Origin of the sequence: Streptomyces sp. NBC_00576, assembly GCF_036345175.1 — a bacterium.
Taxonomy (GTDB): Bacteria; Actinomycetota; Actinomycetes; order Streptomycetales; family Streptomycetaceae; genus Streptomyces.
On the sequence record NZ_CP107780.1, the window covers coordinates 6,637,239 to 6,649,640 of the forward strand.

The following is a 12,402-nucleotide window of genomic DNA, read 5'->3' on the forward strand; positions in this document are numbered from 1 at the left end:
ATGTCCCAGGTGCCCGGCCTCGTCACGCTCGCCGCCTCGATCACCGAGACCAACGAGACCGTGATGAGCGGGGCCCTGATACTGGCCCTGCCGATCGCCCTGCTCGGGGGCCTCGTCTCCTTCTTCTCGCCCTGCGTGCTGCCCCTCGTACCCGGCTATCTGTCGTACGTCACCGGTGTCACCGGCACCGACCTCGGCGAGGCCCGCCGGGGGCGGATGGTCGCCGGGGCCTCGCTCTTCGTGCTCGGGTTCACCGCGGTGTTCGTGTCCACCGGAGCCCTGTTCGGCTACTTCGGGCAGACGCTGCAGGAGCACCAGGAAACGCTGTCCAAGGTGCTCGGCGTCCTCATGATCCTCATGGGCGTCTTCTACATGGGCATGATGCCCTGGCTCACCCAGCGCGAGTTCCGCTTCCACAAGAAGCCCGCCACCGGACTGGTCGGCGCCCCCCTGCTCGGCGCCCTGTTCGGCATCGGCTGGACCCCCTGCCTCGGCCCGACCCTCGCCTCCGTCAACACCCTTGCCTTCGACCAGGCCAGCGCGGGGCGCGGGGCCGTACTGACGGTCGCCTACTGCGCCGGCCTCGGTGTGCCGTTCGTGCTCGCGGCGGTCGCCTTCCGCAAGGCGCTCGGTGCCTTCGGCTGGGTCAAGCGCCACTATGTGTGGGTCATGCGCATCGGCGGCACGATGATGATCCTTACCGGTGTGCTGCTCCTTACCGGCGCGTGGGACCGTCTGGTGCAGGAGATGCAAACCTGGTCCGACGGCTTCACTGTGGGGATCTGAACGATGAGCAACAGCACCACCGGCAGCACGCCTGCCTCTGCTCCCGCTCCCGAGAGCGGTGACGACCAGGAAGAACTCGCCGCCGGCTCCCAGCTGTCCACCGCCCCCCAGGAGGAAGCGCCGGGCCTGCCCGCCCTGGGTGTCATCGGCTGGGCCCGCTGGTTCTGGCGGCAGCTCACCTCGATGCGGGTCGCGCTGCTGCTGCTGTTCCTGCTGTCGCTCGGGGCGATCCCCGGCTCGCTGATCCCGCAGTCCGGGACGGATGAGACCAAGGTCGCCGACTTCATGCAGCGCCACAGCTTCCTGGGGCGGCTCTACGACAACCTCGGGCTGTTCCACGTCTACAGCTCGGTGTGGTTCTCGGCGATCTACATTCTGCTGTTCATCTCCCTCATCGGCTGCATCGTGCCCCGCACCTGGCAGTTCGTGGGCCAGCTGCGCAGCCGCCCGCCGGGCGCGCCCCGGCGCCTGACCCGGCTGCCCGCCTACACGACGTGGCGTACGGAGGCCGAGCCCGAGCAGGTCCGCGAGGCAGCCCTCGTACTGCTCAAGAAGCGCCGCTTCCGGGCGCATCTCGCCGGGGACGCGGTCGCCGCCGAGAAGGGCTATCTGCGGGAGGTCGGCAACCTCGCCTTCCACATCGCGCTGATCGTGATGCTGTCCTCCTTCGCCTGGGGCCAGCTGTACAAGTCCGAGGGCAACAGTCTGATCCTCGAAGGCGGCGGCTTCTCCAACACGCTCACCCAGTACGACGACTTCAAGTCCGGCACCCTCTTCGACACCGACGACCTCGACCCCTTCAGCTTCCACCTGAAGGACTTCAAGGGCACGTACGAGACGACCGGCCCCAACCGCGGCACCCCGCGCACCTACGAGGCCGCCGTCGACTACAGCGTGGGCGCGTACGGCAAGGCCAAGAAGCGCACCATCAAGGTCAACGAGCCGCTGGTGATCGGCGACTCGAAGGTCTACCTCACCGCCCACGGCTACGCGCCCGTCATCACCGTCCGCGACGGCAAGGGCGACATCGTCTTCGACCAGGCCGTCGCACTCCTTCCCCTCGACTCCAACGTCACCTCCTCCGGTGCGATCAAGGTCATGGACGGCTACCGCAGTCCCAAGGGCGTCGAGGAACAGCTCGGCATCCAGGCCTTCTTCCTGCCCACGTACGTGCCGGGCAACGAGATCGCCTCGCAGTTCCCCGCGCTGGAGAACCCGGTGCTGAACCTGGCGCCCTTCCATGGCGACCTCGGGGTCGACGCGGGTCTCCCGCAGAGCGTGTACCAGCTCGACAAGACCCACATGAAGGCGTTCAAGGACGCCAAGGGCCAGCAGGTACGGGTGAACCTGAAGCCCGGCGAGAGCATGAAGCTCCCGAACGGTGCCGGCTCGATCACCTACGACGGCACCCATGAGTGGGCCAACTTCCAGGTCACCCGGCAGCCCGCCGCCGACTGGGCGCTCGGCGGCGCGATCGTCGCCATCTTCGGCCTCGCCGGCTCACTGTTCATCCAGCGCCGACGCGTGTGGGTACGGGCGGTGAAGGGCCCCGACGGCGTCACCGTCGTCGAGATGGGCGGCCTCGGCCGCAGCGAGTCCGCCAAGGTGCCCGAGGAACTCGGCGACATCGCCGGAACCCTGTACGACCAGGCGCCCGGCGCCCCCGATCCCGAAACCCCTGACCCCGACCCCGATACTTCTGCCGTACCTGCTGAAGGGGCTGAGAAGTAAATGTCTGCTCTCGCCACCGCGCCCGACCTCGCCCACGTGACGACTCTCGCCACCGCGACCAACGAGCACCTCGCGAACATCAGCAACACGCTGATCTACTCCGCGATGGCCGTCTACACCCTGGCCTTCTTCACCTACATCGCCGAGTGGACCTTCGGCAGCCGCAGCAAGATCAGCCGTACGGCAGCCGCGCTCACCGCCAAGCCGGCCGGGGCGAAGGCGCCGGAGGTGACCGTCAAGAACGCCGGCGGGACCGCCGTACTGGAGCGGCCGAAGGTGGTCGTGCGGGCCGCGGCCGGGGCCCGGGACGTGCCGGACGGGCCCGGCGCCCACGGCGGGGACGAGCAGGGCGACCTGTACGGGCGTATCGCCGTGTCCCTCACCGTGGTCGCCTTCCTCGTGGAGTTCGCCGGGGTGCTGGCCCGCGCGCTGTCCGTGCAGCGGGCGCCGTGGGGCAACATGTACGAGTTCAACCTCACCTTCTCCACCACGGCCGTGGGTGTGTACCTCGTCTTCCTCGCGCTGAAGAAGGACATCCGCTGGCTCGGCCTGCCCCTGGTCACGACGGTGCTCCTCGACCTCGGTCTCGCCGTCACCGTCCTGTACACCGCCAGTGACCAGCTGGTGCCCGCGCTGCACTCGTACTGGCTGTACATCCACGTCTCCACGGCGATCCTCTGCGGTGCCGTCTTCTATGTGGGCGCGGTCGCCACGATCCTGTACCTCTTCAAGGACTCGTACGAGAACAAGCTCGCGTCCGGCGGCAGGCCCGGCACCTTCGCGACCTCCGTCATGGAGCGGCTGCCCGCCTCGGCGTCCCTCGACAAGTTCTCGTACCGCGTCAACGCGGCCGTCTTCCCGCTGTGGACGTTCACGATCATCGCGGGCGCGATCTGGGCGGGCGACGCATGGGGCCGCTACTGGGGCTGGGACCCCAAGGAGACCTGGGCGTTCATCACCTGGGTCGCCTACGCCACCTACCTGCACGCCCGCGCCACGGCCGGCTGGAAGGGCCGCAAGGCCGCGTACATCGCGCTGATCGCCTTCGCGTGCTTCCTCTTCAACTACTACGGCGTCAACATCTTCGTCAGCGGCAAGCACTCGTACGCGGGCGTCTGAGCCGTAAAAACAGAGGTTACGACGGGGGCAGGCAGTCCTTCTCCGGGGGCCTGCCCGTCGGCCAGGCGATCTCGACGAAGCGGGCGTGCCGGTCGGGGGTCAGTTCCACGATCGGTACGGCTTTGTCGTACGGGTTGCCGTAGTTGTCCAGGCAGATCCAGCCGCTCGCGCCGTTCACCCGCCCCGACGAGCCCTTGATGAGCGTCCACTCGTCGCCCACGTCGGCGAGTGTCGGGGCGCTCTGGCCGTGGGGTGTGGCCTCGCGGATGCCCTCGACGGTGAGCCGCATCGCGTCGTACGCCACGATGAGCTGGCCGTCCTCCAGGTCGATGGTGCCGATCGGGGCGGGCCTGTCGCTCTTGGCGGTCTTGTTGGCCTGGGCGGCGCTCAGCAGTTCGTTCAGATCCTGGGCGTCGGCCGCCGAACCCCCGGTCTTCGGGGGGTTCTTGAGCCAGGCGTCCGGGTGGGCGAGGGCGCTGTAACGCACCGAGATGCCGTGCTTGAGGGCTTCGGGGTCGAGTTTCCTGTCGCCGGTGAGGTACGAGGCGTCGTCCCCGGTCAGGATGGTGAACTCCCGTTGCTGGCAGCCTCGTTCGCCCAGCGCGTTGATGAACTGGCGCAGTTGGGTGTGGCGTCCGGCGAACAGGATGGTGTTCACGCCGGGCGCGGTGTCGCACACCAGCTCCCTGATCTGCCGGAAGTCGTTGGCGGTGGTCCCCTCCTTGGTGCGGTCGGCGAGCGGGGTGAAGGGCCACGGCTGGTAGCGCGAGCCCGTCAGCAGCTTCTCGAACGAGGCCTGGAGTGTGAGCGTGTACGGGTCGCCCGGATCGTCGTACACCAGCACCGCCTTGTCGGCCGCCACCTTGGCGAAGGAGGCGAGCGCCCGGGCCTCGTCGGTGTTGGTGGGGGCGGTGCGGGCCAGCCCCGGGAAGGGCTTGAGGCCCTGCGGGTTGCCCTGCTGGCCGTTGGCGAGGCTGTCGGCGGTGATGGACGTGCCGACGACGGGGATACCGCGCTTCGTCAGCTCCTTCACGGCCAGGGTGTTCTCCTCGGTGCTCAGCCCTATCCCGGTGACCGCGCGCAGCCGGTCCGAGGTCGTCGTCATCCGCTCCAGCTGGTCGACCGTGTGCTCCCAGTAGGCGCCCGTACGGCCCGGGTTGGCCAGCACCAGCCGGATCGGCGGACCCTCGCCGTTCGCGTCGTGGTTCACCTTCCACTGGGCGAGATACGCGCCCTGGAGCTCGTGCAGCACATCCCCGAGGTTGTCCGCGTCGGTCGCGGTGAACGGCTCGAAGAGGGCGACGGTGACATAGCCGTCCTTGCCGCTCGTGAGGGAGTCGTTCTCGCGGTCGATCGCCCGGATCGTGTCGGCGAGTTGAGGCCGGCCGAAGGAGTAGTCGGTCGCCGAGACGCCCACGCACTCGTCACTGTCCGCCGGACGCACGACCCCCGCCGCACAGGAACGGTCGTCGTGCGCGAGCGACCTGACCGCGAAGCCGATCCCGGTCACCAGCGCCGCCGTGACGAGCAACGCCAGATAGCGGCGCAGCGGGATCGCCCAGACGCCTTCGCGCAGCCACGCCCCGACACCGCTGAACCCCGAGCGAGCCATCACGCGCCTCCGTCGTTCCGGTCGTCGTCGGCGGCGTTCTCGTCGCCCGGGGTGCGCAGCGGGCGGCCGGCCAGCGCCGCCTCGGGCCACTCCTGCGAGGCCTGCCACAGCAGCGCGTTGCTCGCGCGCGGGTCGTTGGAGAGCTGCTCCAGTTCGTAGCGCAGCCGGTCGCACAGTTTCCGGTCGGGCAGCACCAGCGGATCGGTCAACTGCCAGACGGCGTGCACGAGTCGGCGTACCCGAAGATGCAGTACGGCGTCCACGCCGTTCGGCGGCCGTTGTTCGGCGTCGGTGTGGCCGAAGGCGATGCGGGCGCGCTGGTGGTCGCCGCCGACGAAGTCGTGGCCCTCGGCGTCGTGGGCGTGGAAGTAGGGCGCGGACGCGATGAACAGGAGCGTGTCGAGCCAGGTGCGGGTGTCGACGGTGTGGAAGGTGTCGCGCAGGTAGGCGACCGCCGGTCCGGTGTCGCCGAGGGCGAGTTCGTGGTGGAGGCGGTAACGGGCCCTCGACGGCTCGGGGCCCTCGTAGTGCTGGATGAGGGTCTCGTGGACGTCCCGCCACTTGCCGTGGTCGGCGTGCCGGTGGTGCAGGCGCAGCAGGAGCAGGGTGCGGACGAAGGCGTCGCCGACGAACTGCCCGGGGACGGCGGGCAGTCCCTCCGTGACGAGGCTGGTCTCCAGGGCGCGGACGCTCGACGGGCCGAAATGGTCCGGGAGTTGGGCGGCGGCGAGTGCGCAGGCCGAGTCGTGGTCGTGGGCGGCGGCCAGCACGGTCAGTTCGCCGAGCCGGTCGGCGGGGACGAGCCGGTCGAGGAGTTCACGGTAGGCGGGCCGGCCCTCCCGGTCCTCGTGCAGGACGAGTTCGGCGGTGAGCAGCGCGCCGAAGGGCGCGGTGGGCGGCAGTTGGGTCAGGTTCTGCCGGGCCGACTCGGCGAGCAGGGCGATGCCCAGCGGGTTCCCGCACGTCAACCGGTGGGTGGCGGCCGGGAGTTCGGCCGGTACGGCGACGGCCGTACAGACCGCGTCGACGATGTGCAGCGTGTCGTCGGAGGACAGCGGCGGCAGCGACACCAGCAGGGCCCGGGAGGAGACCGTGTCGCCCGGTGTCCAGCGGGAGCGCTGGGCGGTCTCGCGCAGGTCCCGGCGTACCGCGTTGCGCAGCGGGGACCGGTCGCTGCTGCCGCGCACGGCGGCGATGAACGCGACCTGGTCGGCGATGCCCTCGGCGCGGTCGCGCAGCACCTGCTCGATCAGTTCGCGCCCCGGCGATCCCTGCGCGTTGTCGACCAGGACGAGCGGGCGGCCCAGCCGCTGCAGATGCGCCCGCACCCCGGCGTAGGCGTCGGTGAGGTCGGCGAGCAGGGCCCGTACGAGATAGCGCTCGGCGTGTTCGCGGGAGGTGCCGCCGGCCCTGAAGTGGTCGGAGAGCAGGCGGAGTCCGAGTTCGGCGCGGTCGCCGGCGTTCGGATACGTCCGGTACCAGGTGGACGCCCTGCGCTGGCGCGCACCCGCGGAACGTTCCGTCATCGCCTCCATCGTGGCCTCGATGACCGCGGAGACCAGCGGGTCGTCGCTGATGGCCGCCGCGACCGCCTTGGCGGCCACCCGGCCGGCCCAGCGCGCGGCGAAGCCGTTGAACCACGAGCCGCTCTCGTTGAGCAGCAGCATCCGCTGGACCTCCCACCGGATGCGCTCGGTGTCGGCGTTGCCCCAGCCGCCGGCGGCCACCGCGATCAGGCCCGACATCAGCCGCGGGAAGGCGATCCGCCGGGCGCCGGTGACCGGTTCGGCGAGCTGCTCGGCGATCACGAGGAGCGCCTGCGCGAGCGGCGACCAGGCCTGCGCCGGGTGCCGCTCGGGTGACGGGGTGAACTGGCGGTCCTCGCAGTCGATCAGCGCGACCGGGGTGTGCCCCTGGTAGGCGCCGCGCAGCTCACCGAGGACGGCGCTCTTGCCGAGCCCGCGCCCCGCGGTGAGCACGACGAACGGCAGTTCGCGGGGATGTTCGAGAGGGGCGGCGATGTGATGGTGCGGTCTCAGCCCGACGAGCCGGGGCGCGAGCCCCGGCGGTTCGGTGTCGAAGAGCGCCCCGCGTCCGTGCAGCCGTCTGAGCACCGCATCCCTCCCCCTAGGACTTAGCGCCTTTCATGTTGCTGTGCAGCACAGCAACACCAGTGTAAGAAGAGGGAGTTGCATCGGCCAGATCGCCGGATGTCCGTTGTGTTACGAAATTATCGGTCCGATGCTCAACTTTCTGCGGAGCCCTACTCGACGGTGATCGAGTCCAGCTGCCCCCGCAGATAGACGTGCGAGTCGAAGGCCTCGTACGCGACCCGGCCCACCGGCGCCGGTACCGACTCGACGATCGTGCCCGGGGTGCACTCGCCGAAGTAGACGAGGGACATCAGCTCCTCGGCGGGTGAGTCGGCCGGCGGCGGCAGCACCCGGTGGCGGCCCGAACGCCACCGGTCGCCGGTCCAACGGGCCATCAGGTCACCGATGTTGATGGTGAACGCCTCGGGATCGAAGGGCGCGTCCTCCCAGCCGCCCTCGTCCGTGTAGACCTGCAGCCCGCCCTTCCCGGCCTGCCGGTCGAGGATGGTGACGGTCCCGAAGTCGGTGTGCGGCCCGATCCGGAACTGCCCCGGCTCCGGCTCGCCGACGACCTCGACCCCCGGGTACCAGTTGATGTTGAAGCCGTACGTCGGATGGTCCATGTGCCGGGAGAAGAAGTCGGGTTCGAGCCCGAGGGCGTCCCCGAGGAGGGTGAGCAGCTCCTTCTCCAGCTCGCCCATCCGCCTCAGATACTCCTCGCACAGCCTCCGCAGCTCGGGAGCCTCGGCGGGCCACACGTTGGGCGCGTACCACTCGGCGTTGACGGCGGGGTCGTCGAACGGCTCATGCGTCGCGAAGGTCAGCGACTCCTTCAGGTCCGGCGGAGTCTCCGTACCCTCCGAGTACCCGTTGGCCTCGGCCCCCGGCCCCAGCCACCCTCTCCCGCCGACCTTCGCCGTGTACCGCTCCTTCACCTCGGCGGGCAGAGCGAAGAAGGCGCGGGCCGCCTCCCGGATGCCGGCCCGCAGGGCGGGGTCGACCCCGTGCCCGGTGACCAGCAGGAAACCGGCGGTCCGGAGGGCGGAGTCGACGGTACGGGCGATCTCCTTCCGTACCTCCGCGTCGCCGGACAGCCAGGGCCGCAGGTCGACGGTCGGGATACGGGGGGCGGCGGACTTCGCCGACGTGGGACTACTCACCGATGTCCTCATTCCACAGTGCGGGGTTGTTCGTGATGAAGTCGCGCATCATGTCGACGCACTCGGGATCGTCGAGCAGCACGATCTCGACGCCGTGCTCGGCGAGCCAGTCGTGACCGCCGTGAAAGGTGACGGCCTCTCCCACGACCACCCGGGAGATACCGAACTGCCTCACCAGACCGGAGCAGTACCAGCAGGGGGAGAGCGTGGTGACCATGGTCGTCCCACGGTACGAGCGCTGCCGTCCCGCATTCCGGAACGCGGCCGTCTCGCCGTGCGTCGAGGGGTCGCCGTCCTGGACGCGCCGGTTGTGCCCCCGCCCGAGCAGCGTGCCGTCGGCACCGTAGAGCGCGGCGCCGATCGGGATACCGCCCTCGGCGAGCCCGGCGCGGGCCTCGGCCACGGCCACGGCGAGCCACGTACGCGCCTGCGCCCGATCCAGCGGATCCAGCGGTTTCAGCGGATTCATACGACCACTCTCCTTGGGCGGAAACACCGGGGCAACGTGCGGAAAGTACTCTCCGGGCATCCCCCAGCAGGACGAAGTGTCAGCGCCTTGGGAGGCACCCGTGCCCGCACTCACCCTCCGTGAACTCCTGGCCCTCGACCCGGTCCGCGCCGCCGAGCCCGAACTGCTCACCGGCGAGGCCGCGTTGGACCGGCCCGTGCGCTGGGTCCACTCCAGCGAGGTGTACGAGGGCGCGAACTTCCTCGACGGCGGCGAACTGCTGCTGACCAACGGCTTCGGCCTCACCGACGCGGACGAGGAGGTACGGCGCCGGTACGTCCGCGAACTGGCCGCCCGGGGCGCGACAGGCCTCGCGGTGGAGATCGGCCGCGCGCTCCCCGCGATGCCGCCCGAGGTGACGGACGAGGCCCGCCGCCTCGGCCTGCCACTCCTCGCTCTGCGCCGCGTCGTCCCCTTCGTACGCATCACGGAGGCCGCCAACCGCGCGATCGTCGCCCGGGGCCTGTCCGGCCGTACGGTCGCCCGCCCCTGGGGCGACGACCACACCGCCGCCCTGCTCGCCGACCTCGCCGACGGCCAGGCCCTCAACCAGCCCGAGGTCGAGGCCCGCGCCGCCCTCGCCGGCTTCCACCCCGGCCCCGGCGCCCGTCTGATCGGCGTCTCCGTGCACGGCACGCGCGACGTCGGCACCGTGGACCGGGCGGCGCGCACCCTGGGCGGGGCGGTGCTGCGGGCCGCCTTCCCGGGGGACATGCTCGCCCTGGTCGCGGTGCTGCCGGGGCCGGGGGCGAAGACGGGACGGGATCCCGTACGGGCGGTACAGGACGCCTTCCGTACAGCCGCCGCCCCCGGACTCACCGTCGCCGTGGGCCATGCAGTCGACGCCGGCAGCGGCTGGCTGCGCTGGAGCGAGACGCTGCGCGCGGCCCGTACGACGCTGGAACTGGCACTGACGGTGCCGCCACCGGAGCCGAACGCCCCGCAGGGTCCCCTGGTGACGTCGTCCAGGGCCCTCGCCCTCGAACGGGAACTGACCCGAGGAGGCGTCGACGCCAACCACGACCGCCTGACCCGCCTGGTCCAGCACACCCTGGGCCCCCTGCTGGCCTGGGAGGCGGCCCACCCCAGCGACCTGGTCCGCACCCTGGAGGTCCACCTGCGCAACGGCTGCTCACCGACGCGCACGGCGACCCTCCTGCACATCGGCCGCCAGTCCCTCTACCAGCGCCTGGAACGCATCGAGTCCCTTCTCGGCCTGGAGATCGACGACCCGGACCTGCTCGGCGAACTGCTGACGGCGGCCTGCGCGTGGCGGGTGGTGCGGGGGACGGGCGCGGGGGCGGGCTTGGGGTTGGGGGCGGGTGGTCTGCGGACGGTGGCGTAGGCGGTCGGCGGGGGAGGAGTCAGAAGGGCCGGAGGGTGACGTGGCGTGGCGGGTCGTACTCGGACAACTCCAGCACGGTCTGCGGTGTCCGCAGCCCGTCCTCCTCGGCGAAGATCCGCCGGGCGGCCTCGAAAGGAACGTCGGCGGGAGCATCGGGGGCGACGACCAGTGACACCCGGTCGTACAGCTCGCGGACGGGCTCGGTCATGGTCCGCCCGTCCTCCTCCGACTCCGTCCCCCAGATGTCCCACAGCAGGGTCTCCACCTTGTTCAGCGCGGCCAGGTCGAGCCGTATGTTGCCGGCCACGAACCACTCGCCGTTCAACGGCCCGTCCTCCGGCGGGTACAGCCCGTAGTTGTCGGGGTCGGCGTCCCCGGCCCGGATGTCCCGCCATGCCCGGCCCGCGACCTGAAAACGGTCACGGGGTACGTCCATCGGGTCGAAGTCGACGCGCCCGGCGGCGGTGATGTCCGGATCGGCGAGCTGCGCGTCGGCGAGGAGCCAGCCGCGCGCGTCGTCCCAGTACTCGGTGACGACGTGATCGCAGTGGAAGCCGTCCGTCCGGAAGTAGTCCGCGAATCCGGACCGCACGCGGGCGGGAGTGCCGCTGTGCCGCAGCAACGAGCAGTGCAGCAGCGCGAAGTCACGGCAGACGCCGACGAACCGGTCCCCGGCCACGCGCCGCCGGGTCAGCGGGGAGCCGTCGCGTGCGATGACGATGCGCAGGATGTCGTCGACGTAGCGGGCGTCGGCGTCGTGGTGCAGCCGGTCGGTGGGGTGCGTGTGCCGGAACTGGTCGCTCTCGCCCCGGTGGATCATCAAGTCACGTGCTGTGCGGGCGAGTTGGGCGGGGCCGGAGGGGAGGTCGGCGTACAGTCGGGCGAGGTCGCCGGGGTCCGAGAAGGTGCTCTGGGTGCGATAGAAGGCGGCGGCTTCCGGGGTGAGACCGGGGTGGGCGGAGGGCACGGCGGGGCTCCCTTGGGGGTCAGGTGTCAGATCATGCGTTAGGTCGTGTGTTCGAATGCCGGCCGGCTCGCACCACCGTGTCAAAATTCGCCGCCAAATGTCCAGGGAAACGACCAGCGACGAACAGCGACTACCAACAAGCTTTGGGAGGCAGGTCCAGCAGGCACTGCTCGCGTGTCTGGCGGACTCAGACGCTCGATACCTAGCCGCCGGCAATCCGTCGCTGCCGCGTGCGGTGATGCTGTCTCTGATGCCCTGACTCTCATCAGCTGTCATCAGCTGTCATCAGCCGTGATCGGCCGCCATCAGTTGTTCTCGACGTACTCCATGTACTCCGCCAGCCGCCCCGCCCCCGCCAGCATCGCCCGCGTACGCCCCGCCAGGGCCTCCCCGCGTGCCGCGACCACCGTTCTCAGCGCCTCCGTGCCGCCCTCCTGCCGCAGCTCCTCCAGCACCGGACGGATCTGGTCCAGCGGGTAGTGGCTGCGGCGGAGGGTCTGGATCAGACGGGCGTCGCGGACGTCGTCGGGGCCGAACTGCCGGTAGCGCGTGCCGCGTTCGCGGCCTGGGGTGAGCAGCCCCGCCGCCTCCCATACCCGCAGCGCGGACGTCCGTACGCCGAGCAGGGCGGCCACCTCGCCGATGCGCAGGCCGGTCGCAGGGGTCGTCGCCTTCGAGGCCGGCCTGCCGGTCAGCGCCTCCAGAGCCGCGCGCGTCGCCCGTAGCGCCGTCCGCTGCTCGTGCAGCCCGGCGTGCGCCGCGTCGACGAGCGCGAGGGCGCCCGGCAGGTCCCCATCGTGCAGGGTCCGCATGACGGCGGTCGCCGCCAGTGGCCCGTACCCGGGCTGCAGGGCCCGGTACGTCAGCAGCGCGCGGCGGTGGACGTCCCCGAAGACGCGGTAGCCCGACTCCGTCCGCGCCGCCGGGGGCAGGACGCCCGCGTCCTCGTAGTTGCGGATCTGCTGCGTCGACAGCCCCGACAACCGGGCGAGATCGACGGGCCGCAGCCGTACCTCATGGTTCGTCACGGATTTGAAGCTTAGGGGCAATGGAGAGCCGTGTCGGGCGGGTGTCGGGCGGT

10 protein-coding genes are annotated in these 12,402 nt (G+C 70.7%); 4 read left to right on the forward strand and 6 right to left on the reverse strand.

All coding sequences use genetic code 11. The features are described from left to right. From OG734_RS28780 to ccsB, 3 genes are read left to right on the forward strand one after another with little or no spacing between them, the layout of a single operon-like run. Entirely contained in the window at window positions 1–786 is a 786-nt protein-coding gene (locus tag OG734_RS28780) for a cytochrome c biogenesis CcdA family protein (protein ID WP_330293819.1), read from the forward strand. Between the two features lie 3 nt (window positions 787–789). Continuing rightward, on the forward strand, window positions 790–2,517 hold the full coding sequence (gene resB, locus OG734_RS28785) for a cytochrome c biogenesis protein ResB (protein WP_330290381.1): 1,728 nt from the start codon (window positions 790–792) through the stop codon (window positions 2,515–2,517). Then, window positions 2,518–3,636, forward strand: coding sequence for a c-type cytochrome biogenesis protein CcsB (ccsB, locus tag OG734_RS28790; protein ID WP_330290382.1), 1,119 nt, complete (start codon window positions 2,518–2,520; stop codon window positions 3,634–3,636). A gap of 16 nt (window positions 3,637–3,652) precedes the next feature. On the opposite strand, the gene OG734_RS28795 is transcribed toward ccsB, so the two are convergent. The 4 genes from OG734_RS28795 to OG734_RS28810 all read right to left on the reverse strand — a co-directional run bounded on the left by OG734_RS28795 (window position 3,653) and on the right by OG734_RS28810 (window position 8,970). Further along, entirely contained in the window at window positions 3,653–5,248 is a 1,596-nt protein-coding gene (locus tag OG734_RS28795; protein ID WP_330290383.1) for a hypothetical protein, read from the reverse strand. After that, on the reverse strand, window positions 5,248–7,362 hold the full coding sequence (locus tag OG734_RS28800) for a hypothetical protein (RefSeq protein WP_330290384.1): 2,115 nt from the start codon (window positions 7,360–7,362) through the stop codon (window positions 5,248–5,250). The genes OG734_RS28795 and OG734_RS28800 overlap by 1 nt, the downstream gene beginning before the upstream one ends. Window positions 7,363–7,511: 149 nt before the next feature. After that, window positions 7,512–8,513: an isopenicillin N synthase family dioxygenase gene (locus tag OG734_RS28805; protein WP_330290385.1), complete on the reverse strand. Its 1,002-nt coding sequence runs from the start codon at window positions 8,511–8,513 to the stop codon at window positions 7,512–7,514. Beyond that, on the reverse strand, window positions 8,494–8,970 hold the full coding sequence (locus OG734_RS28810) for a nucleoside deaminase (RefSeq protein WP_330290386.1): 477 nt from the start codon (window positions 8,968–8,970) through the stop codon (window positions 8,494–8,496). Before OG734_RS28810 ends, OG734_RS28805 begins: the two co-directional genes overlap by 20 nt. A gap of 100 nt (window positions 8,971–9,070) precedes the next feature. On the opposite strand from OG734_RS28810, the gene OG734_RS28815 reads away from it, so the two are divergent. After that, window positions 9,071–10,354: a PucR family transcriptional regulator gene (locus tag OG734_RS28815; RefSeq protein ID WP_330290387.1), complete on the forward strand. Its 1,284-nt coding sequence runs from the start codon at window positions 9,071–9,073 to the stop codon at window positions 10,352–10,354. Window positions 10,355–10,373: 19 nt separating this feature from the next. Here OG734_RS28815 and OG734_RS28820 read toward each other — a convergent pair whose 3' ends face one another. Together OG734_RS28820 and OG734_RS28825 are read right to left on the reverse strand one after the other, a co-directional pair. Then, on the reverse strand, window positions 10,374–11,321 hold the full coding sequence (locus OG734_RS28820) for a transglutaminase-like domain-containing protein (protein ID WP_330290388.1): 948 nt from the start codon (window positions 11,319–11,321) through the stop codon (window positions 10,374–10,376). A 305-nt stretch (window positions 11,322–11,626) separates the two neighbouring features. After that, the gene (locus OG734_RS28825; protein WP_330290389.1) at window positions 11,627–12,349 is read right to left on the reverse strand and encodes a MerR family transcriptional regulator; all 723 of its coding nucleotides are present in this window, start codon (window positions 12,347–12,349) and stop codon (window positions 11,627–11,629) included. Window positions 12,350–12,402: the final 53 nt, after the last annotated feature.